Raw genomic sequence first — 21227 nt, 5'->3', positions numbered from 1 at the left:
TCAGGCATCCTCGAGCGCCCGGAGCGAGCGGACGGCCTCGTCAAAATGCTGAGGGTGCGTGGCGATGGCTTCCCGGAACAGGTTCTTGGCCGTGGCCACATCCCCTTGTTTGACTGCAGAAATCCCCATCGTGTTCAGCAACATGGCGCGCTCGGTCTGAGACATTGGAACAACCGGCAAACTGTAGTTGCCCTGCGCGGCCCGGGCCAGAACCAAATTGTTCTTGGCGGTGAACAGGTTCTTGTCCTGCTGGATCGCCTCATTGAACAAGCGTTCGGCTTCGGCATATTGACCGCGTGTCAGCTTGGAATAGCCCCAGTTGTTCATTACCCCGCCGGGGCGTGTGGTCAGGCCAACCGCGGTTTCATAGAAGTGATCCGCGCGTTTCCAATCCTTTTTGGAATCAGCCACCACTGCTTCAAGGCGATAGCGTTTGAAGGTTTCATACGTGGGCGGCACTGAGTCCAGTACGGATTTGGCCTCACTCCAGTTGCCGGCACGCACAAGGGCGTCGGCATATTCAACCTTGTCGACACTTGCGGCGCCCTTCATGGTCGTCACTTTTTTCCAGGCGGCGACGGCCTCGGTCGAACGTTTTGCCCGGGAAAGAGAGATCGCCAATCCGCGCTGCAGGTCAATCCTGCCGGGGTTTTTGGCTGCCGCGCCCTGAAAGTAAGTAACTGCTTCGTTCGGGTCCGCGGCGGTCAAAAGCACCTCGCTCAGGTTGGTCTCGTCAATGACGTTGACCTCCTGATAGGTGCGCTCGACTTTTTCTTCCTCGGTCTCTTTTTCGCAGGCGGACAGGATCAGCCCGCACATCATCATCGGCGCAATCAAGAATTGTTGGCGCATTTTTGCGTCCCTTACTGCTCTTGCCTGTGTTATGGGAGCTTGCGCAGCTTGTATTGCCCGTCGCCTTGCCGCTCCAGCGTATATTCTTGTTCTTCCGCTGTATTATTAGCAGGATTTTCCATTTTTGCGAGTGCTAAGCGCAGATTGTCGCGGATTGCGTCACTTTCGCCATTGTCCAGCGCATAGGCACGTTTGAAGACCTGTGCGGCCTCAGAGTATTCGCCTGTCTCGACCAGCAAAACGCCAAGATTGTTCCAGGCAACCGACCACTCGGGGTCAGCTTTTACGGCACGGCGCAGCAGGGTTTCGGCCTGCCCCAGGCGCTTGAGCCCAAGGTTGGCAGTACCCATCGCGGTCAGTATCTGCGACGTCATCCCCTGATCCAGAGCGGCGCGCGTGAAGGAATCCAGCGCCAGTTCGTATTCTCCGGCTGCCATCAACCGGTTTCCAACTGTAAGCTCGTCTGCGCCCCTACCGTTCGGATCAATCCCGGGGGCATCCAGATCATTCATTGAACCCGTATCAGTACAAGAGGCCACCGTGGCGATCACCACGGCGGCCCTTAGTGTGTGGCATATCCCAGAGCAGATACGCCTGAAGCTGAACTTCGCGGGCTTATCCGCCGGCACTTTTTCCAAAATCTGCGATCCCTTTTGCCGAAGGTCCGACCAGAATGACCAGCAAAGGCGGCACCGTCAGCATCATTGTGGCAAGTGTCATCTTGGTTGGCAACTTGTTCGCGGCCTCTTCGGCCCGCATCACGCGTTTGTCACGCATCTCGCTGGCATAAACCCGCAGAGCTTCGGCAATGGATGTACCGAATGTTGCCGATTGAATCATCACGGTCACGAATGAGCTGACATCCTGAACGCCGCAACGGGTTCCGAAATCGCGCAACACCGTATCCTTGTCCTTACCGGCTTTCATTTCATGGGCGACAACTTCGAATTCCTGCGCGATATCCGGGTAGGAGGTGCTCATCTCGCGGGCCACGCGCACAATGGCCTGATCCAGTGACTGACCGGCCTCGACACATACCAGCATAAGGTCCAGCGTATCGGGAAACCCGGCGGTGATTGCCTCTTTCCGTTCCTCGACGCGCCGGGTGACCCAATAGCGCGGCAGGAAATACCCTGCGGCTGACGGAATCAGAACGCGAATTGTCATTTGGCTTCCGGTGAATTCTTCTCCGCCTGACAGCACCGTTACCAACAACACACCGATCAGAATTCCGACGATACCCAGTGCAAACTGCGCAAAATGGAAGAATCGCACCGCATCCTTCGAGTGATACCCGGCCTGACGCAACTTGAGTTGCATCGCCGAAAGCTCTTCTTCGTTCTGGGGCTCGAGGAAGGTGGCGAATTTCTGAAGTTGTTCGTTGCGGCTGGCGTTGCGGAGCTTGTCCTTTTTGGACTTTTTATCCGACTTGGGTGCCGCGGTTGATTTCTGTAGCTTTTTCAGCGGATCCTCTGGCTGGTTCAGCATCAGAGAAACGGCGATCAGGATCATGAATAGCCCAAGAACGCCGATAACGATCAGCGGTCCGAACTCACCCAGGTATTGTTTGATCAGGTCGTTGATTTGGGTCAGGAATTCCATTGCTATGCCCTCAGACCTTAATGTTGGTAAGAACGCGCATCACAATCAGGTTCAGCGTCAGCATAATGCCGACAAAGAAACAGAGTGGGATGAACAGAGGGTGATCGATCACGTCGTCATAGTATCCGGGATCGTTCACAAGAATGAACAGCAGGCAAAAGACCGGGAAACCGGACAGGAATTTGCCGGACCATTGCGCCTCGGCGGTGATCGCCTTGACGCGCCGGAACAGGCGAAAACGGGCGCGGATCACCTTGGCCAGACCGGCCAGGATTTCGGCAAGGTTACCACCCGACTGTTGCTGAATCCCGACGGCCACCGACAAAAAGCGAAGGTCCTGCATGCCCAGACGCTCGGCCATGTCTTTCAGAGCCTCACCCACGTCACGGCCATAAGCGCATTCATCGGCGATGATGCCAAACTCTGTGCCCAACGGGTCCTGCACCTCGTTTGCGACGATCTGGACGGATGAGACGAACGGGTTACCGACACGCAGCGAACGGACCATCAGCTCAACCGCATCAGGCAGTTGCTCTTCCATCAGGGCCATGCGTGTTTTTGCCTTGCGATTTACCCACGTGTAAACGCCGCCAACTCCGATAAAGCCTGACAGAGCGACCCGAAGAACCATATCCGTCGCGGTGCCGATGCTCAGGCCTACAAAGGCAAAGCCGGACAACAGGATCATAACCATGATCAGTTGTCGCGGAGTAAAGGCGATCGCTGCCTTTTGTGCCTTGTCGGCCAGCAGCGAATAGAGCGGGATGCTCTGCGTCTTCATATGCTGCTGCATTTCCTTGCGCAGCTGTTCCAGAACCTGCTCCCGCCCGACCCCTTTGTCGAGCATGTCGAGACGGCGGTTGACTTTGCTGTTCAGGCTGATGGATTTCCCGAAGGCCACCAGATAGATGCCTTCGACCAGAAAGAACACCGCGATGAAGATCACGACATATATGAGCGCCTCAAGAGGCAGTTGCATATCCAGATCTCCTACATAGTCGTCGGTTCATAGATCGAAGTGGGCAGATCAAAGCCCCACAGGCGGAATCGCTCGGAATAGTGGCTTCGCACGCCTGTTGCCGTGAAGTGGCCGATGATCTTGTTGTCCGGTGTCAGGCCAACCCGCTGGAATTTAAAGATTTCCTGCATCGAAATTACATCACCTTCCATGCCGGTAATCTCGGTGATCGAGGTCATACGGCGCGAACCATCCTGCAGGCGGCTGGCCTGCACGATCAGGTTCACAGCGCTTGAGATCTGGCTGCGGACCGCCTTGATAGGCATTTCAATACCGGCCATAGCGATCATGTTTTCCAAGCGCGAGATACCATCACGCGCCGAGTTGGCGTGGATCGTGGTCATCGAACCGTCGTGGCCGGTGTTCATGGCCTGCAGCATGTCGATCACCTCGGCGCCCCGCGTCTCACCCACGATGATGCGGTCAGGACGCATCCGCAGAGCGTTTTTCAGGCAGTCGCGGGGACTGACTTCACCTTTGCCTTCAACGTTGGGCGGGCGGCTTTCCATCCGGCCCACATGGGTCTGTTGCAGCTGAAGTTCCGCTGTATCCTCGATGGTCAGGATGCGCTCGGCGTCGTCGATAAAGCTGGACAAGGCGTTCAGAGTCGTCGTCTTACCCGAACCCGTACCACCAGAAACGATGATGTTCAGCCGAGTTGACACAGCGGCCTGCAGGTAGGCCGCCATCTCCTCAGTAAACGCGCCAAAATTGACCAGGTCATCGATGCCCAGCTTGTCTTTTTTGAACTTACGAATCGACACCAGCGAGCCATCCACCGCAATCGGCGGGACCATTGCGTTGAAACGCGAACCATCAGCCAGACGGGCGTCAACATAGGGGTTGGATTCATCAACGCGACGACCCACAGCGGACACGATCTTGTCGATGATCCGCATCAGGTGCTTTTCATCCTTGAAGGTGATGTCGCTGATTTCCAGCTTACCGTTGCGTTCCACGAAGATCTGCTGAGGACCGTTGACCAGAATATCGTTGACCGTGTCGTCCTGCAGCAAGGTCTCAAGCGGACCCAGGCCAGTTACCTCGTCATACAGCTCCTTGTTGAGCTGCGTGCGATCCTCGCGGTTCAGGACGATGTTGCGCGATTCAAGAACTTCGCTGGCAATCGCACTGATTTCTGCGCGTAACTCCGCTTCGCCTGCGTTCTCAAGCGCGGCGAGGTTCAGGTTCTCCAGCAGCTCGCGGTGCAGTTCGATCTTGATTTCACCAAGACGCTCTTTGCGTTTGCGGTCGCGATCGGCCACCACAGGCTCGGCGGTTTTCTTTGGCTGGGGGCGTCGGGCGACCGCATTGGCCGACGGAGCTTTTTCAACCGTAGGCTTCGGTGTTGCGGCCGGGGATTGAACCGGCTGCGCTTCGGACTGTTTCTTGTATCTTGAAAACACGGCGGCTCGTTCCCTTTCAGACTGAGTTACGCAGCTTCAGCGTTGCTGCTGCCCAAGCTGTGAAGCGATTTAGCAAGTTTCGCGATTTCGCGACGCAGTGGGTTCTTGGCGGCTGCATTGGCCAGCGGTTGTCCGTGGTCACCGCTTTGCATGACTGGTTTGCCACCATCAGGCAGTTGCAGATCGATAGAGATACCCAGGCTTTCCGCCATCCGCTTTACCCGGCCCTTGCCGTTCAGATCGGTGAATTTCGGAGCCCGATTTAGGGCGAAACGCAATTTTTCGAACGGCAGTTCTTCGGCCTGCAGGGCACGTTTAAGCCGCAGCGCGTTCTGGGCCGAGCGCATGTCCAGTTCGATCAATGCGAAATACACGTGCGAGGCCTGAAGAACTGTCTCCGACCAGTGAACAAGCGTCGATGGCATGTCCACGACGACGTAGTCAAAGTGGCGGCGGGCCGTGTCGATCACCCGCTGGATATCTTCCGGCGTGATCAGGTCCAGTGGAACCATATCCGACGGTGCGGTCAGAACCTGCAGCTTTTCCTCGTAGGTTTGCAGCGCCTGCGCAAACACCTCCTCATCCATCGAGGCTGTGTCAGACAGCATTTCAAAGACGGTTTCGCGGCGCGGCAGGTCCAGATAGGTCGATACCGTGCCAAACTGCAGGTCCAGATCGAGCAGGCAAACCGACGGTTCTTCTTTTTCGGATACGGTGGCCAGTTCCCAGGCCAGGTTGACCGCCATCGTAGTGGATCCCACGCCTCCGGCCAGACCGTGCACGACGAACAGGGCACCTTCCTTTGATTCGCCTTGCGTTAGCGGCGAAGCCGTCTCGTGAACTGCGACCGGATCGGGCTGGTTCATTCGGGTGATCGCTTCCTGCAGCTCGCCTTCGGGCAGGGGGTAGGGGACAAATTCATCTGCACCCTTGCGCAGCAGCTGATGCAGAGACGCCGGTGTGACATCTTCGGCGATCAGAACAATCTTGATCTTCTTTTCTTTAGCGCGGGTTATGATTTCGCCCATCAGTGACAGGTTGTCTTCATCTTCGCCATCGATTGCCAGTGCCACAAATTCCAGAGAATCGGCATCGGGTTGGCTGAAAAAGGCCAGCGCTTCAGCGAAACCCAGGTCACCCCAGCGTTCCCCCAGTGCCGCCTCCATGTCCTCGATCAAAAGATCGAAGTTCTGGACATCACGGCTGATGGTGCAAGCCTGAATGGCATTCTTGTCGTCTTGTGGCGAAGCGCTCGTCATTAACACAATCCTCGTCGCGGGAGCAGGCAAACACAGTGGGCTTGAATACCCTGTCTGGTTCGCTCTTGCCCCAGTGCGGCCAGGATCGGCCGCAAGTCACCTAATTGTTGAAAATTTGGCTTGGAACTTAGGCAAGATTTGGGCGCAAAAGAACCAATTGTAGGGAAATGGGCGACGATGCCGCCCATTTCCTAAAGATTATTCACCACCAGAGCCGTCTTCGCGTTGGATGTAGCTCGCTCTTGTCGCGCTCTCGACATATTCGCGATAGATGACTTCGGCGTACTTGCCATCCAGCAGCTGCGGTGCACGATCCACAAAGCCTGAAACTTCTGTCACGGTGCGGCGGTTGCGGCGATCCCTGTCCGGCGTGTCGATAAGAGGCCGCGTTTTCCCAAAGGACACGACAGCCTCGAGGCGCGAGCGCGAGATGCCTTGCCGTGTCAGGAACGCAACGGCCGCATTAGCGCGCCGCTGACCCAGTGCTTTGTTATATGACGTCGAACCAACCGCATCGGTATGGCCATACACGCGGAATCGTGCTTCGGGGAATTGTTTGATCCACGAGGCCTGCCGCAACAGAACACGTTGAGCCGTTTCATCTAGCTGTGCACTGTCGAATGCAAAGTTGATCTGCGTCGGAACCTCGGCTGCGAAGCGCTGGCCTAGGATCTGAGCGTAGGTCAATTCGCCATTCATGACCTTGAGGTTATTCAGAGTCGCATTTCCGAATGCGCCTTGGTCTACTTCGTACCCCGCCTCACGCGTGCATGCGGAGACAGCGACCGAAAGACCCAGTGCGATAATCCACTTCTGCATTGGTCCTATCCTCCTATCAATCCAGAATGTAGCCGTAGGAGCTGCCAAAGTCCTGTTTGGCCACTTCCGAAGCCGCACCGGAACCCGGACGCGTTGTACGACCGACTCTGCCGTTTACGAACAGATCAAATTCGCTGGGCGGTTTGACCCGGTCCGTTGGCAATGCCAGGGCTTCGCCACGTGTTGGGGACACAAGATGAACTGTGACGATGATGACTAGCTCGCTTTGTTGGCGCTGGTAATTCGAGCTACGGAACAGGGCGCCGAGCACCGGAACATCGCCGATCCATGGAAGTTGACTGGCAGCGTCCCTGAAATCATCCTGAATCAGGCCGGCAATGGCAAAGCTTTCACCGTCTCGTAGTTCAACCGTCGTCTTTGTCTGTCGAACGATAAAGGTTGGGACGTTGTTACCTGCAATTGTGAAGGACGAGTTAGAATCAATGCTTGAAACTGAAGCCCCCATCTCGAGATTGATCAGATCACTGTCCACTACGCGCGGTGTAAAGAGAACCTGAACACCGAAGTTCCGGTATTCGATGGCGATTTGCCCGTCATCCCCGGGGACCGGGATCGGAACTTGGCCACCTGCCAGAAATTCTGCTTCTTGCCCCGAAAGGGCGGAAAGGTTCGGTTCTGCGAGGCTGCGTGCAAGCCCTTTGGCCTCAAGGGCCTCCAGCAGCAGGCGGACCTGAGTAGAGCCTGCGCCAAAACCGAACAAGATCGCGCCGGTATTAGTTTGCTGAACAGGAATGTTGTTGTTCAAGGCGTTGGCCAACGCACCAGCAGTGTTCAGTGTGTTGATACCTCCGGTTACGTCACCGCCGCCAAAACCTAACGATGCGGTCAGGCTTTTGGCCACACTACGGCTCATCTCGGCAAAACGTACCTTCAACATTACTTGTTGAACGTCGCCGACGGACATCAAGTTCGAAACGCGGTCGGGTGCGTATCGTTCGGCCAGTTCCAGTGCACGGCTAAGTTTCGCGCTGCTTGAAACCACACCTGAAAGCACGATTCCGTCATTGGCGGTCCGGACTTCGATCTGCTCAGCCGGAAGAATCTGCCGCAGCCGCTCCTTAAACTCGGACACATCCGGAGACACACGCACCCGAACGTTCGCCAGCAGGTTGCCCGCGCCGTCAAACAGGGTCAGCGTGGTCAGACCCGGTGTTTTGCCCAACACATAAATCGTACGATCCGAAAGCGACGAGATATCAGCGATGCCGGCATTGGCGATGCTGAGCTCGGCGAACGGTTCTTCGCTTTCCACGACAATTGCGCGGTTCATCGGAACGTCCAGCGTTTCCGCTGTGCCATTCTTCACCACGCGCAAAGTTTCAGCCCAGGCCGTTTGGCCGACCGGACCAACTGTAAGCGCCAACCCAAGCAGGGTTGCGCTGATCCAAGAACGTATTTTCATGTGACCTGCCTCTCCGATCACGCCTCGTTTTTTGGGTCTAATGCCCTATGCTGGGTAACACTGCGCGAATTACGAATTTATTGCAATAATCAATGGTTTCCGGAATTTTCCTTATGTGGACAATGCGCAACATCCAAAACGTAACAAGCCGCGCACATGGCGCGGCTTGCGGTCGTAAATCTCTGATTTACATCAGTTTGTACAAGGAATTTGGGTTTTGACGATCTCACCGCCGCGCCGCGTGTTCACGGTGCAGACCTTTTCTGTGACCGGGGCCGGAGCAGGAGCCGATTCCTTGAGGTTCAGCAATTTGCGCTGGTCCACTTCAACTGCAGTTGCGACCGTATCGTCCTGCACACCAACCAGGGCCAGTGACAACTGGCCAGTGTTCTGCGCCTGCGCCAAAGCCGCGATCTGTTCCGGTGTTGCAGCAACGGTCACGGTGCGCGCGATCGTCGCGCCGGTCAGGTCAGATCCGGCGGTCTGGTCCACTGCGATCAATTCGATGTTGGTCTGAATCAGGCGGGTGATTTGGTCACCGCCGCCTTCGAATTCTCGGCTGACAGAGCCGGTCCAATACACATCCACGCTGTCGCCTGGACGCAGAAAGCCGGAAACGCCCGACGAAACATCGACGCTGATAGCAAACGCGCGCATACCCTTTTCAATTCGGGAAACAAGGCCTGCTGCCTGGCCAGGCTTGGTGACCTTGACCTCCATCAGCGCTTCGTCTTTTTCCAACGCCCTTAGCACGAATCGATCACCTTTGGCGTCTTCGGGGAACAGTACTTCCATGTCCAAAAAGCTGCCTTCTGGAATGGCATCCTCGGGCCAGTTCACGATTCGAACATCATCCTCGACCAGCGGCTCGCCGTATTTCATGGCCCGGTTGGAAACGATGACGCCTACGGTTGGCACCGATTTGACGTTTGCCAGCGCATCCTTTGTGGCTTGGCGTTCACGGGCGAGCTGATCCTGGTGCTGAGCGATGTAGTCGCGAGCCATATAGACCGCACCCCCGGCCAAAGCCACCCCGGCAATCAGGACAAGTCCAAATACCAAACGCATTCGCGTCCCCTCGTTTTTCTTTTTCGTTTAGTTGCCGCAGAAACTACGACAAAGATCAGTTTTGGATAAAGGTAGATTGTGTCGAAAAAGGGGACAATATTTGAAATATTTTGCCTCCGTGGCATTCGGGACAATCAAGGGCCGTGTCGATCAGGGATCGGTTGCGCCGAATTTGACGCTGATCTCTTCAGCGACATCAACCTTGCTCAGGGCTGCGCCAGCTCTGGCATCCAGTTCTTTGACGGGTTGGCCAAAGTAAGCGTATACACCTGCGCCGATGCCCACGATCGCAGCTGTCAGCACGACCCAGTCAACAGTGACTGCCCCGTCTTCGTGCTCTATGAAAGTTTGGATTCTGTTCATCATGAAAGCGCCGGAGTTGGAGTTGTTGCAAAACAAATGGGGCCACGCCTGAACAGGCAAGGCCCCACAAAAGAATTTCTCAGACTAAGCTGTGGTTCCGATTACTTCGGGGTGATCGGAATATCGCTTGCAACGTTGGAGGCTGCGACATCCAGGGTCGAGCCAACGGCGTCTGCGATTGCTTTGGTACCATCACCAACTTGGGTGTAGGCAACGGCGGCCAGGCCAACAACAGCTGCGGTCAGAACAACCCAGTCAACAGTTACGGCGCCGTCTTCGTCTTTGCGGAAGTTCTTGATGAACTTGATCATGTTACGTCCCTCCTAAAGGATCAAAAAAGTCATTTAAACCTCGGCGTCTAACAGAGCTTTCTCTCTCAGTCCGCTCCCGACCGTCTCGGTATGGCATTATGTTTGCCTGTCTGGCATGGCAGGAATTGGGCCAAACACCGTCTTTTTTCTTCCGGGCTTAACTTTTTGGTAGTTTTATTTCTAACATATTGAAAATAAAGGTTTAAAAAATCACAAGGGAGGGCGCCCCATGTTGCCGCCGATGCAAAATTGCGGCAAATGAGGCGAAATTGCCCCAATTCGACGTGTTTTTCTGGCTTTTCAAAGGGATTCGCGCTTCAAACTGTTGAAAAGAAAAAGCACGAGGCAGGCAAATGAAACTCCGGGACGCTATGACCTGCGCCGGCATCTTGGCGCTGGTGGTGGCAGCACCAATGTCAGCTGTCGCAACCGAGACTGAACCCAGGGGCGTATATAAGAGAGTGAAGGCGCCAAAGCCTGGCACGCGGCCCAAGGTGACTGTTCAAATATCGCCCGAGGAACATGCGGCGGCCCCATACGCACCCAGCACCGGGGCTGAGATTTCCGTTCCCGAGGTTGCAACGCGCACAACAGCTGTCCCCCCTAGCGTTCCGGGCACAGGGCCAAAGAACAAGCCGGTCGGGTCATACAAAGCCTTCTGGGACAAAATTTCTCCGGCGCTCTCCGCATCGGGTGCGGGGCGGTTGAACGACGCTATAAAAGCGTTGGCCGCGACCAATGTGGCCTCACCACGACTGCAGACTCTTCAGAACATCGCACAACAGCAGGGCATCGAGATCCTGCGCTCGACCGTGGGGACCAATGTTTCTCCCGCATTGGTGCTGGCCGTAATTTCTGTTGAATCCGCTGGTCGCGCGGATGCAGTCAGTTCTGCCGGGGCGCAGGGGTTGATGCAGTTGATGCCAGCAACCGCCAAACGATTTGGTGTTAAAGACAGCTTTAAGCCCTCTCAGAATATTTCGGGTGGGGTGAAATACCTGAACTGGTTGATGGAAGAATTTGGCAATGATCCGATTCTGGTGTTGGCTGGGTATAACGCGGGTGAAGGCGCGGTCCGCAAGCACAGTGGTGTGCCACCTTATGCCGAGACGCGCGACTATGTGCCCAAGGTCCTTGCGGCCTTTCAGATTGCCAAGGCCCTGTGTTCAACTCCGCCTGAGCTTATTTCGGACGGGTGCGTCTTCCAGACCCAGAACTGAAAAAGACCCGCCAGTAACGGCGGGCCATTTTGGTGTAAAGGATCAGTTGACGATCTTGGCTTCGGTGGCGGCGCGGATTTCGTCCTCGGTTACGCCCTCGGCAATTTCGACGATCTTCAGGCCACCTTCGACCACATCCAGAACACCCAGATTAGTGATGATGCGATCCACCACCTTCTTACCGGTCAGCGGCAGGGTGCATTTCTTCAGCAGTTTGGACTTACCGTGCTTGTTGGTGTGATCCATCACGACGATTACACGGCCCACGCCGGCCACAAGGTCCATCGCGCCGCCCATGCCTTTGACCAGCACGCCGGGAATCATCCAGTTGGCCAGATCACCTTCCTCGTCCACCTCCATCGCGCCCAGAACGGCTGCGGCGATCTTGCCGCCTCGGATCATGGCGAAAGAAGTCGCGCTGTCGAAGTAGGATGTGCGGGACAATTCGGTGATAGTCTGTTTGCCTGCGTTGATTAGGTCGGGGTCTTCCTCACCCTCGAACGGGAATGGTCCCATGCCCAGCATACCGTTCTCGGATTGCAGGGTGATGTCTTTGTCACCCACATAGTTCGCCACCAGCGTCGGGATGCCGATGCCGAGGTTCACATACATGCCGTCTTCCAGCTCTTGCGCTGCGCGTGCGGCCATCTGATTACGATCCCAGGGCATTATGCTTCCTCCTTCTTACGGGTGGTGCGTTGTTCGATGCGCTTTTCGTGCTGACCCTGAATGATGCGATGCACGTAGATGCCGGGCAGGTGAATCGCGTCGGGGTCCAGCGAGCCGCGGGGTACGATTTCTTCGACCTCAGCGATGCAGATCTTGCCGCAGGTTGCCGCGGGCACGTTGAAGTTGCGCGCGGTCTTGCGGAAGATCAGGTTGCCGGTGTCATCGGCTTTCCAAGCCTTGACGATGGCCAGATCGGCGAAGATGCCCTCTTCCAGAATATAAGTCTCGCCGTTGAAGTCTTTGTGCTCTTTGCCCTCGGCAATCACGGTGCCCACGCCGGTCTTGGTATAGAAGCCGGGGATACCCGCACCACCGGCGCGCATCCGTTCGGCAAGGGTGCCTTGCGGATTAAATTCCAGCTCCAGCTCTCCGGCCAGGTACTGACGCATGAATTCGGCGTTTTCTCCGACGTAAGAGCTGATCATCTTTTTGACTTGCTTGGTCTGCAGCAGAATGCCGATCCCGAAATCGTCGACGCCCGCGTTGTTCGAGGCAAAGGTCAGGTCCTGAGCGCCCGAGTCCTTGATGGCCTCTAGCAGCAACTCGGGAATACCGCACAGGCCGAAACCGCCCGCGGCGATCATCATGCCGTCCGAAATCACTCCATCGAGCGCCTCGGTGGCATTGGCATAGACTTTCTTCATGGAAAACTCCCCCAATGACATGGTGATGGCGCAGGTTGTGCCGCCGCGTCACGGGGAAGTCAATGAAACCAAGGCGTAGGTAGTATTTCTACCTAGCCGACAGTCAGGTGGCCGCCTTTTTGGCCGTTTTCTTGGCGGCAGCTTTCTTCTTGGGAGCTGCTTTTTTCTTGGTGCCCTTTTTGGCCGCGCGCTCGTTGACCAATTCGATGGCCATTTCCTGCGTCACGTCTTCGGGCTTGATGTCCTTGGGAATGGTCGCGTTGACCTTTTCCCATTTCACATACGGCCCATAACGCCCGTCCAGAACCTGCATCGCACCGCCATCGGGGTGTTCGCCCAATTCTTTCAACGCTTTGGCTGCTGCGCGACGGCCCCGCCCGGGGTTGGCGCGCTTTTCGGCCAGCATTTCAACCGCGCGGTTCATGCCGATCTCGAACACGTCGTTGGGGTCTTTGAGGTTGGCATAAACCGGTTTGGCCTCATCCGCCAGCTGATGCATCAGATAAGGACCAAACCGCCCGAAGTTCGAGCTGATCATGCCGCCCTCGGGGTGTTCGCCGATCTGTCGGGGCAGGGACAGCAGGGTCAGAGCCTTGTCCAGATCCATGTCATCCTTGCTCCACCCGCGCGGCAGAGACGCACGCGGCGGTTTCTTGTTCTCGGGCGTCGGTTCGCCCCGCTGGACATATGGCCCAAACCGACCGGATTTCAGCCAGATCTCATCGCCAGCATCTTCGCCCAGCAGACGTTCATCGCCCTCGGCACCTTCACCGGCAATGGGGCGCGTGTATGTACACTCCGGATAGTTGCCACAACCAACGAAACCACCAGTGCGCGAGGTTTTCAGGTGCAATTGGCCCACGCCGCATTTCGGACAGACACGCGGGTCGGACCCATCCTCGCGCGGCGGATACAGCTGTGGCGCCAGCGCTTCGTCCAGCTTGTCCAGAACTTCGGAAATGCGCAGTTCGGACGTCTCACCAATGGCGGCCGAGAAATCGCGCCAGAACTTGCTCAGCAACTCCTTGTAGTCACGACCACCCGCGCTGACGTCGTCCAGCTGTTCCTCAAGATTGGCGGTGAACTCATAGCCCACGTATTGCCGGAAGAAATTCAGCAGGAAGATCGTGACGATCCGTCCCTTTTCCTCGGGGATCAGCCTGTTCTTGTCCTTGCGCACATACTCCCGGTCCTGAATCGTGGTCACGATCGAGGCGTAGGTCGAGGGGCGCCCGATGCCCAGCTCTTCCATGCGCTTGACCAAGGTGGCCTCGGTGTAACGCGGCGGCGGTTGGGTGTGGTGTTGCAAGGCTAGAACAGCCTCGTTGTCCGATAGGAGGGCGGCCTTGTCCTCCGCCTTCGCGTACTGATCTTTCAGAGAGGTTTTGGCGAACGGCGCCGGATCGCCCTGCATGATCTGCGGCAGGCGCTTTTCGTCGTCGTCAGAGACGTCATCGCGACCTTCTTCATAAACGCGCATGAACCCGTCGAACAGAACCACCTGACCGGTTGCGCGCAGGCCGACCTGGCCATCGGCGCTGCCAATCTCGACCGTCGTCCGCTCCAACCGGGCGGCGGCCATCTGGCAGGCGATGGTGCGTTTCCAGATCAGGTCATACAGTCGGCGCTGATCCTCATCCGTGACCTTCAGTGCCTTGGCGTCGCGCGACATATCCGTCGGACGGATACACTCGTGGGCTTCCTGCGCGTTCTTGGCCTTGTTCTTGTACATGCGCGGGCTGTCAGGCACGTATTCCGCGCCATATCGCTCGGTAATCGCGTCGCGGGTGGCTGCGACGGCTTCGGGCGCCATGTCGATGCCATCGGTCCGCATATAGGTAATGTAACCCGCCTCATACAGCCGCTGCGCCACCTGCATCGCGTGACGCGCACCCATGCCGAACTTGCGGCTGGCTTCCTGCTGCAGGGTCGAGGTCATGAACGGCGCGCTGGGATTGCGGGCGGCGGGTTTGGCCTCGACCGATGTGACGCTGAGCGCGCGGCTGGAGATTGCCTGAACCGCCAGTTCCGCCTGCGTGGCATTCGCCAGATCGTGTTTGTCCAGTTTTCTTCCGGCCAGAGTGACAAGCCGCGCTTCGTAGGTCTGACCACGCGGTGTTTCGAATAGGGCGCGCACCGACCAGTATTCAACCGGCTTGAACGCCTCAATCTCCATCTCGCGCTCGACAATCAGACGCAGGCAAACCGATTGCACCCGGCCCGCCGATTTCGCGCCCGGCAATTTGCGCCACAAAACCGGAGACAGGTTGAAGCCTACCAGGTAATCGAGTGCGCGGCGGGCCAGATAAGCCTCGACCAGAGGCATATCGACCTCACGCGGGTTCTGCATCGCCTCGGTCACCGCGTCTTTGGTGATGGCGTTGAAGGTGACCCGGCTGACCGGAGTGTCCTTCTTGATCGAGCGCCGCTTGGTCAGCGCCTCCTGAAGGTGCCAGCTGATCGCCTCGCCTTCGCGATCGGGGTCAGTGGCCAGGATCAGGGCGTTGTCTTCTTTCAGCGCGTCAGCGATGGCTTTGACGTGCTTGCGGCTGTCATTGCCGACTTCCCATTTCATCGCAAATTCATGCGCGGGATCGACCGATCCGTCCTTGGGCGGCAGGTCCCGCACATGGCCATAAGACGCCAAAACCGTGTAGTCGGGGCCAAGATACTTATTGATTGTCTTGGCTTTTGCCGGGGATTCTACAACAACTACAGGCATTTAAGGGAAAACCTCGCTCGACGAATTGGGCGCCTTCTATGATCGTGCAAAATGTGTAGGGCAAGAGCGAATTGTCAATGCGTTCCTTCAAAAACCGAAATTAGACGGCAATTTCAGCGTGCTAGAAGTGAAAATACCCGTGCGTCACGCGAAAGTGCGTCAGGCCGTCAGGGACAGCAAACCGCCGGGCTGGCGCTGAACTCGCCCTTCCAGTTCCAGATCGACCAAAGCCGGACCAATCTCGCCCGCAGTGGCGGAGATGTCGCGGATCAACTGGTCTTCGGCTATCGGTGACGGTCCCAGCCGGGCCAGTATCTCATCATGTAATGCTGCACTCGAGGGGGCCTGTTCCACAGATGCTTCAGGCAGCGAGGCCTCAAACAAGTCTGCCTGCTGCTGCGGCAGCGCTTCGATTACGTCTTCGACGGACCGCACCAGGTTGGCCCCGTCGCGGATCAAAAGGTTGCATCCGGCCGCACGGGCATCAAACGGGTGGCCGGGTACAGCCAGAACCTCGCGGCCCTGATCCAAGGCGTCCCGCGCGGTGATCAGGCTGCCGGATTTAGCGGCGGCTTCAACCACGACAACCGCCTGAGCCAGCCCCGAGATGATCCGGTTGCGGCGCGGAAAGTGCCGTGCTTGCGGGGTCACGCCCATCGGTTGCTCGGACACGCGCAGCCCCGATTGGGCGATCTCTCTGGCCAGATCGGTGTTTTCTGCTGGGTAGATTACGTCCACGCCGCCAGCCATGACAGCAACAGTGCCGGTATCCAATGCTGCCATATGTGCAGAGGTGTCGATTCCGCGCGCTAACCCTGACACAACGATATACCCTTGCTTTCCAAGGTTGACCGCCAACCCACGCGCCATCCGTGCACCCAGTGACGAACAGTTTCGCGCCCCGACCATCGCAATGCAGGGTTTACGCAGCAAAGACACATCTCCAATCGCCCACAACATCGGAGGGGCATCCGACAAGTTATTCAAGGCATCAGGAAAATCAGCGGACCCAAGGCACAAAAGCCGCGCATTTGCGGCTTTTGCGGCCTTGAGTTCCGCCTCAATCACGCCGGGCGGGCAAATTTCATACCCTTCAATTCCGGCTGCACGTGCCATTTCAGGCAGCGCGGCCAGCGCGTTCTGCGCCGAACCATGTTCGCGCAACAGCCGACGAAACGTCGCCGGACCGACCTTGCGCGAGCGCAACAGACGAAGCCAGGAAAACCGATCCTCTTCCGTGGTGGGTGGGAGTGTGGGGTGATAGGAAGAAAGCTGCTCTTCGGTCATCCGTTGCTCCGCCTGATTGCAGAGCTGGTTTACGGCTGCAGGGGTTAACAGCTTGTGAATCCTGTCAAATTATTCGGATTATTTTCGGGGCTTTATGTGCGAAACTTTGTAATAATCTGATTTTAAAGCGAAAAATAATGGCGCCCACTTGAGGTGTGAGTCAAGCAGACGCGAAAAAACCAAACTTCCAATTGCTCGGCGTTAACCATCGCGGGGGCGATTCTCTGTCAGGCTGCTGATCCGCCGACCGTCAGACCATCCAGCAGAACTGTAGGCTGACCGACGCCTACCGGCACCCATTGACCGTCCTTGCCACAGGTTCCCATGCCCGGATCCAGTGCCATGTCGTTGCCCAAGCCGCGGATGCGGTTCAGTGCGGATGGCCCGTCGCCGATCAGTGTCGCGCCTTTGACCGGCGCGCCGATTTTACCGTTTTCGACACGGTAGGCTTCGGTGCAGGAAAACACGAACTTGCCGTTGGTGATATCCACCTGACCACCGCCGAAACCCACGGCCCAGATACCGTCTTTGATATCTGCAACCAAAGAGGCAGGATCGTCGTTCCCGCCCAGCATCACCGTATTGGTCATGCGCGGCATGGGATTGTGCGCATAGCTCTGACGCCGCCCGTTTCCGGTGGGTGCAACCCCCATCAATCGGGCGTTCTGCCTGTCCTGCATGTAGCCGGTCAGAATGCCGTCCTCGATAAGCACGGTTCGCGAACTTGGCGTGCCTTCGTCATCCACCGTGATCGAGCCGCGCCGGTTCGCGATGGTGCCGTCATCGACGACTGTCACGCCTTTGGATGCAATCTGCTGGCCCATTAGTCCGGCAAAGGCTGAACTTCCTTTGCGGTTGAAATCGCCTTCCAGCCCATGCCCGATGGCCTCGTGCAGCAGGATGCCGGGCCAGCCGGGTCCAAGGGCGACCTCCATCACACCGGCCGGGGCAGGGACGGCGTCCAGATTGACCAGCGCGATCCGCAGCGCCTCGCGGGCTTTGTCCTGCCAATCAGAGGGATCAATCAGCCCGTCCAGACCCACGCGACCTCCACCACCTGCCGAGCCACTTTCGCGGCGGCCGTTCTGTTCAACTATGACCGAGATATTCAGGCGGGTCATCGGACGCACATCGCGCACCAGAACACCATCTGGGCGCAGGATTTCGACCTCTTGCACGGCGGCGGCAATGGTGGCGCTGACCTGTACGACGCGCGGGTCAAGGTCGCGGGTGTAGGCATCGATCTCGCGCAGGGTTTCGATCTTGACCGGGAAGCTGGCGGATTCGATCGGGTCTTCGTCCGTATAAAGTCGCGTATTTGTAGGGCGCGGTGCTTCTGCCAATGTACCGCCACCGTCGCCCACAGCCAGGCGGGCGGTTTCTGCTGCCCGTTTCAGCGCGGGAATCGAGACGTCGGTAGAATGGGCATATCCTGCAACCTCACCTTGAACGGCGCGCAGGCCGAACCCTTCGGATGCGTCATAGGATGCGGTCTTCAAACGCCCGTCATCAAAGACCAGAGATTCGGACTTTCGCCGTTCTACGAACAGTTCTCCGTCTTCCGCCCCGGCAGTAGCAGACTGCAAAACCGCGAGCGCTTCGTCCTGCGGAAGAGCGCTTTCAAAGGGGCGAAACGGGTCGTTGGGCATCACTTGGTACCTTTCGGGTTTGATCCAGATCAAAAATAGCGTCTGTTTGACGCAAGCATTTTGCTTTATCTAGCATCAGGAATATGGTTTTTAACTTCGCCAAAGACAACGGGAGAGGTGCGACCGATTCACACCTTTTCGCCAGGGACGCAAAGATCAAACGATCAGGACAGAAAATGAAGAATGCTTTGATGCTTTCGGGGTTCATGACAGCCCTCTCCAGCCTTCCCGCCATGGCTCAGGAGCTTGAGATTATTGGCAAACCGGTTGACGGCGGCTTGGGTTTCCAGCCCGCGGCCACCAGTCTTGCCGACGGGATTCAGCGGCTGGACAGCATGATTCTGGTGATCATCACCGCGATCTGCCTGTTCGTGGCTGCGCTGCTGGTCTATTGTATCTTGCGTTACAACCAGCGTGCGAACCCGACACCGGCGCGCTTCTCGCACTATACCCCGGTTGAAATCGCCTGGACGTTGGGCCCGATCCTGATTCTGGTCTTTATCGGTGCCTTCTCGTTGCCGGTTCTGTTCAAGCAGCAGGAAATTCCCGAGGGCGATGTTGTAATCAAGGTGGTGGGCAACCAGTGGTACTGGACCTACGAGTATGTCGATCACGATTTTGCATTCGACAGCTACCTGCTGGGCCACCCGGCCACGCTGGACGAAGGTTCGCGCCCGGGTGATGCGGATGTTACTCCGTTTGTTCTGGATGACGCCATGCGCGCCAAGCTGGCCGATGCCGGTTACAGCGATGACGAATGGCTGCTGGCCACCGACACCGCCGTTGTCGTGCCGGTCGGCAAGGTCATCGTGATGCAGGTCACCGCCTCCGACGTGATCCACTCGTGGACCATCCCGTCCTTCGGCGTAAAGCAGGACGGTGTACCGGGTCGTCTGGCGGAACTGTGGTTCCAGGCCGACAAGGAAGGTGTCTATTTCGGCCAGTGCTCGGAACTGTGCGGCAAAGACCACGCCTATATGCCGATCACGGTCAAAGTGGTCAGCGAAGAGGCGTATGAGCAATGGCTGCAAGGCGCTCTGGAAGAGTATGCAGGCCAGCCTGCTGCCTATCAGGTTGCCTCGAACTGAGCCTGCCAAGGCTTAGGTAAACACTCGCAGGCTGCGCGGGGATCGCGCGGCTTTGGCCCCCAGAAGGACCGGACATGAGCGACGCAAGCATCAATGCCAGCACTGTGACCGCCACGGCGCGCGCGGACGAGGCCAGTTTTGGCGACTATTTCGCCCTGTTGAAACCGCGCGTGATGTCTCTGGTTGTGTTTACCGCTCTGGTCGGTCTGCTGGCTGCGCCGGTACTGGTACATCCGTTTGTGGGCTTTTGTGCCATCCTGTTCATCGCCATCGGTGGTGGCGCGTCCGGCGCGCTGAACATGTGGTGGGATGCGGATATCGACAAGGTGATGAAACGCACGAAACGTCGCCCGATCCCGTCCGGTAAGGTCGATGAGGGTGAAGCTCTGGCGCTTGGACTGGCGCTTTCCGGCCTGTCCGTGATCATGCTGGGGCTGGCGACAAATTGGTTCGCTGGTGCCTTTCTGGCTTTCACCATCTTTTTCTACGTGGTCGTCTATACTATGTGGCTGAAGCGCTCGACGCCTCAGAACATCGTGATCGGCGGCGCAGCCGGGGCATTCCCGCCGGTGATCGGCTGGGTGGCAGCCACCGGGTCGATGACGCTGGAACCGTGGTTGATGTTCGCGCTGACCTTCATGTGGACGCCGCCGCATTTCTGGGCGCTGGCGCTGTTCATGCGTTCGGACTATGACGATGCGGGCGTGCCGATGCTGACCGTAACACACGGTCGCCGCGCGACACGCTGGCATATTCTGGTCTATACTGCGTTGTTGGCCGCGCTGGCAGTTGGCACCGCATTTTCGGGCATTGGCGGCCCGATCTATCTGACTGTTGCGGTGGTGATGAACGCTCTGTTCCTGCGCGGTGCGTGGCAGATCTCGCGTCGGACCGAGGACGACGCAGAGGAGGACAATTTCAGGGTTGAGCGCGCTTTCTTCAAGCTGTCACTGCTCTACCTGTTCCTGCACTTCGGTGCGATTCTGGCCGAGGCGCTGTTGAAACCCTATGGCTTGGGAGGATGGTCATGAGCCTGCGCAAAGGCCACGAACTGCATGAACGCCGCTTTAGCCGAAATCTGGGGGTTGGCCTGACACTGGCGGCCTTCATCGTGATCATCTTCGGCCTGACCATCGTCAAAGTCTCAGGCACAAGCCTGGGTGTGCCGGCGCAGGAGGTGCAGAACTGATGGCATTGACCGGTCCACAGAAAACGGTGGCGCAGACGGTGGGTGTGGTTGTCTTGATGGGCAGCCTGGCCTGGGCCGCTGTCCCGTTCTACGACTGGTTCTGCCGCGTCACCGGTTTTGGTGGCACCACCGGCGTTTCCGCACAGGCGCCCGAGGATATTCTGGACCGCACCGTGACCGTCCGCTTTGACGCCTCGAAGGCCAAGGACATGGCTTGGGAGTTCAAGCCCGTCGAGCGCGAGATGGAAGTGCGCATCGGTGAGACCGGGTTGGCCTTCTATGAGGCCTATAACCCGACCGACCGACCGATTGCAGGGCAGGCGTCCTATAACGTCGCGCCTTATTCGGCCGGTGGGTATTTTCAGAAAATCGCCTGTTTCTGCTTTGAAGAGCAGGTGCTGAAGCCCGGTGAACGGGTTCAGATGCCGGTAACTTTCTTCGTCGAACCTGAAATGGTCGAGGATCTTGAAGCCAAGTATGTGCATACGATCACTCTGTCGTATACATTTTATGAAATAGACCTGCCCGAGGGCTACGCCGCCCTTGAAACGCAGGCAGATACAAACACGAACTAACGC

At 57.4% G+C, this 21227-nt stretch carries 21 protein-coding genes; 5 read left to right on the top strand and 16 right to left on the bottom strand.

Annotated features, from left to right (window positions below):
- From ACR1XY_RS13520 to ACR1XY_RS13470, 11 genes are all read right to left on the bottom strand, one after another.
- Positions 1-852: a tetratricopeptide repeat protein gene (locus tag ACR1XY_RS13520; RefSeq protein ID WP_480593943.1), complete on the bottom strand. Its 852-nt coding sequence runs from the start codon at positions 850-852 to the stop codon at positions 1-3.
- A 29-nt stretch (positions 853-881) separates the two neighbouring features.
- Positions 882-1364, bottom strand: coding sequence for a tetratricopeptide repeat protein (locus ACR1XY_RS13515; protein WP_480593942.1), 483 nt, complete (start codon positions 1362-1364; stop codon positions 882-884).
- Positions 1365-1467: 103 nt separating this feature from the next.
- The gene (locus ACR1XY_RS13510) at positions 1468-2454 is read right to left on the bottom strand and encodes a type II secretion system F family protein (RefSeq protein WP_480593940.1); all 987 of its coding nucleotides are present in this window, start codon (positions 2452-2454) and stop codon (positions 1468-1470) included.
- 10 nt (positions 2455-2464) lie between these two features.
- Positions 2465-3433 carry a type II secretion system F family protein gene (locus ACR1XY_RS13505; RefSeq protein ID WP_480593938.1) on the bottom strand — a complete coding sequence of 323 codons (969 nt, stop codon included), beginning with the start codon at positions 3431-3433 and terminating at the stop codon, positions 2465-2467.
- Positions 3434-3444: 11 nt separating this feature from the next.
- Entirely contained in the window at positions 3445-4878 is a 1434-nt protein-coding gene (locus ACR1XY_RS13500) for a TadA family conjugal transfer-associated ATPase (protein ID WP_480593936.1), read from the bottom strand.
- A 26-nt stretch (positions 4879-4904) separates the two neighbouring features.
- Positions 4905-6137, bottom strand: a complete 1233-nt coding sequence (locus tag ACR1XY_RS13495) for a CpaE/TadZ family protein (RefSeq protein WP_480593935.1) — start codon at positions 6135-6137, stop codon at positions 4905-4907.
- Positions 6138-6335: 198 nt separating this feature from the next.
- A complete protein-coding gene (locus tag ACR1XY_RS13490) occupies positions 6336-6956 on the bottom strand; it encodes an OmpA family protein (protein WP_480593934.1) in 621 nt (206 codons plus the stop codon).
- Positions 6957-6972: 16 nt separating this feature from the next.
- Complete coding sequence (locus ACR1XY_RS13485; RefSeq protein WP_480593933.1) at positions 6973-8379, bottom strand: type II and III secretion system protein family protein; 1407 nt, start codon at positions 8377-8379, stop codon at positions 6973-6975.
- Positions 8380-8571: 192 nt separating this feature from the next.
- Complete coding sequence (gene cpaB / locus ACR1XY_RS13480) at positions 8572-9447, bottom strand: Flp pilus assembly protein CpaB (RefSeq protein WP_480593932.1); 876 nt, start codon at positions 9445-9447, stop codon at positions 8572-8574.
- Between the two features lie 150 nt (positions 9448-9597).
- Positions 9598-9813, bottom strand: coding sequence for a Flp family type IVb pilin (locus tag ACR1XY_RS13475; protein WP_480593930.1), 216 nt, complete (start codon positions 9811-9813; stop codon positions 9598-9600).
- 98 nt (positions 9814-9911) lie between these two features.
- The gene (locus ACR1XY_RS13470; protein WP_480593929.1) at positions 9912-10121 is read right to left on the bottom strand and encodes a Flp family type IVb pilin; all 210 of its coding nucleotides are present in this window, start codon (positions 10119-10121) and stop codon (positions 9912-9914) included.
- Positions 10122-10474: 353 nt separating this feature from the next.
- Between ACR1XY_RS13470 and ACR1XY_RS13465 the strand changes: the two genes are divergently transcribed.
- Complete coding sequence (locus ACR1XY_RS13465; protein ID WP_480593928.1) at positions 10475-11341, top strand: lytic transglycosylase domain-containing protein; 867 nt, start codon at positions 10475-10477, stop codon at positions 11339-11341.
- Between the two features lie 42 nt (positions 11342-11383).
- On the opposite strand, the gene ACR1XY_RS13460 is transcribed toward ACR1XY_RS13465, so the two are convergent.
- The 5 genes from ACR1XY_RS13460 to tldD all read right to left on the bottom strand — a co-directional run bounded on the left by ACR1XY_RS13460 (position 11384) and on the right by tldD (position 18372).
- Positions 11384-12010, bottom strand: a complete 627-nt coding sequence (locus ACR1XY_RS13460; RefSeq protein ID WP_480593927.1) for a CoA transferase subunit B — start codon at positions 12008-12010, stop codon at positions 11384-11386.
- A complete protein-coding gene (locus ACR1XY_RS13455; RefSeq protein ID WP_480593925.1) occupies positions 12010-12714 on the bottom strand; it encodes a CoA transferase subunit A in 705 nt (234 codons plus the stop codon). The genes ACR1XY_RS13460 and ACR1XY_RS13455 overlap by 1 nt, the downstream gene beginning before the upstream one ends.
- A 103-nt stretch (positions 12715-12817) precedes the next feature.
- Positions 12818-15436, bottom strand: coding sequence for a type I DNA topoisomerase (gene topA / locus ACR1XY_RS13450; RefSeq protein WP_480593924.1), 2619 nt, complete (start codon positions 15434-15436; stop codon positions 12818-12820).
- A gap of 159 nt (positions 15437-15595) precedes the next feature.
- Positions 15596-16723 (bottom strand): DNA-processing protein DprA, encoded by a 1128-nt coding sequence (gene dprA, locus ACR1XY_RS13445; RefSeq protein WP_480593922.1) that lies wholly within the window; start codon positions 16721-16723, stop codon positions 15596-15598.
- A gap of 227 nt (positions 16724-16950) precedes the next feature.
- Positions 16951-18372 (bottom strand): metalloprotease TldD, encoded by a 1422-nt coding sequence (gene tldD, locus ACR1XY_RS13440; RefSeq protein WP_480593921.1) that lies wholly within the window; start codon positions 18370-18372, stop codon positions 16951-16953.
- Positions 18373-18548: 176 nt separating this feature from the next.
- Here tldD and coxB point away from each other — a divergent pair, with 176 nt between their 5' ends.
- The 4 genes from coxB (at position 18549) to ACR1XY_RS13420 (ending at position 21224) form a co-directional block, all read left to right on the top strand.
- Entirely contained in the window at positions 18549-19460 is a 912-nt protein-coding gene (gene coxB, locus ACR1XY_RS13435; RefSeq protein ID WP_480593920.1) for a cytochrome c oxidase subunit II, read from the top strand.
- A 74-nt stretch (positions 19461-19534) separates the two neighbouring features.
- Complete coding sequence (cyoE, locus tag ACR1XY_RS13430) at positions 19535-20491, top strand: heme o synthase (protein WP_480593919.1); 957 nt, start codon at positions 19535-19537, stop codon at positions 20489-20491.
- The gene (locus ACR1XY_RS13425) at positions 20488-20649 is read left to right on the top strand and encodes a hypothetical protein (RefSeq protein ID WP_480593918.1); all 162 of its coding nucleotides are present in this window, start codon (positions 20488-20490) and stop codon (positions 20647-20649) included. Before cyoE ends, ACR1XY_RS13425 begins: the two co-directional genes overlap by 4 nt.
- Positions 20649-21224 (top strand): cytochrome c oxidase assembly protein, encoded by a 576-nt coding sequence (locus ACR1XY_RS13420; RefSeq protein ID WP_480593916.1) that lies wholly within the window; start codon positions 20649-20651, stop codon positions 21222-21224. Before ACR1XY_RS13425 ends, ACR1XY_RS13420 begins: the two co-directional genes overlap by 1 nt.
- Positions 21225-21227: the final 3 nt, after the last annotated feature.

It is taken from the genome of Ruegeria sp. AD11(2025) (genome assembly GCF_056542405.1).
Note: the sequence above shows the minus strand (reverse complement) of the source record. Positions and strands in the feature narration are given on the sequence as shown.

Coding starts and splice junctions, on each gene's coding strand:
- ACR1XY_RS13420 (WP_480593916.1), top strand. CDS start 20,649: ATGGCATTGACCGGTCCACAGAAAACGGTGGCGCAGACGGTGGGTGTG.
- coxB (WP_480593920.1), top strand. CDS start 18,549: ATGAAGAATGCTTTGATGCTTTCGGGGTTCATGACAGCCCTCTCCAGC.
- ACR1XY_RS13510 (WP_480593940.1), bottom strand. CDS start 2,454: ATGGAATTCCTGACCCAAATCAACGACCTGATCAAACAATACCTGGGT.
- ACR1XY_RS13465 (WP_480593928.1), top strand. CDS start 10,475: ATGAAACTCCGGGACGCTATGACCTGCGCCGGCATCTTGGCGCTGGTG.
- ACR1XY_RS13475 (WP_480593930.1), bottom strand. CDS start 9,813: ATGATGAACAGAATCCAAACTTTCATAGAGCACGAAGACGGGGCAGTC.
- ACR1XY_RS13460 (WP_480593927.1), bottom strand. CDS start 12,010: ATGCCCTGGGATCGTAATCAGATGGCCGCACGCGCAGCGCAAGAGCTG.
- ACR1XY_RS13455 (WP_480593925.1), bottom strand. CDS start 12,714: ATGAAGAAAGTCTATGCCAATGCCACCGAGGCGCTCGATGGAGTGATT.
- cpaB (WP_480593932.1), bottom strand. CDS start 9,447: ATGCGTTTGGTATTTGGACTTGTCCTGATTGCCGGGGTGGCTTTGGCC.
- ACR1XY_RS13425 (WP_480593918.1), top strand. CDS start 20,488: ATGAGCCTGCGCAAAGGCCACGAACTGCATGAACGCCGCTTTAGCCGA.
- dprA (WP_480593922.1), bottom strand. CDS start 16,723: ATGACCGAAGAGCAGCTTTCTTCCTATCACCCCACACTCCCACCCACC.
- ACR1XY_RS13490 (WP_480593934.1), bottom strand. CDS start 6,956: ATGCAGAAGTGGATTATCGCACTGGGTCTTTCGGTCGCTGTCTCCGCA.
- ACR1XY_RS13515 (WP_480593942.1), bottom strand. CDS start 1,364: ATGAATGATCTGGATGCCCCCGGGATTGATCCGAACGGTAGGGGCGCA.
- tldD (WP_480593921.1), bottom strand. CDS start 18,372: ATGCCCAACGACCCGTTTCGCCCCTTTGAAAGCGCTCTTCCGCAGGAC.
- ACR1XY_RS13505 (WP_480593938.1), bottom strand. CDS start 3,433: ATGCAACTGCCTCTTGAGGCGCTCATATATGTCGTGATCTTCATCGCG.
- ACR1XY_RS13485 (WP_480593933.1), bottom strand. CDS start 8,379: ATGAAAATACGTTCTTGGATCAGCGCAACCCTGCTTGGGTTGGCGCTT.
- topA (WP_480593924.1), bottom strand. CDS start 15,436: ATGCCTGTAGTTGTTGTAGAATCCCCGGCAAAAGCCAAGACAATCAAT.
- ACR1XY_RS13470 (WP_480593929.1), bottom strand. CDS start 10,121: ATGATCAAGTTCATCAAGAACTTCCGCAAAGACGAAGACGGCGCCGTA.
- cyoE (WP_480593919.1), top strand. CDS start 19,535: ATGAGCGACGCAAGCATCAATGCCAGCACTGTGACCGCCACGGCGCGC.
- ACR1XY_RS13495 (WP_480593935.1), bottom strand. CDS start 6,137: ATGACGAGCGCTTCGCCACAAGACGACAAGAATGCCATTCAGGCTTGC.
- ACR1XY_RS13520 (WP_480593943.1), bottom strand. CDS start 852: ATGCGCCAACAATTCTTGATTGCGCCGATGATGATGTGCGGGCTGATC.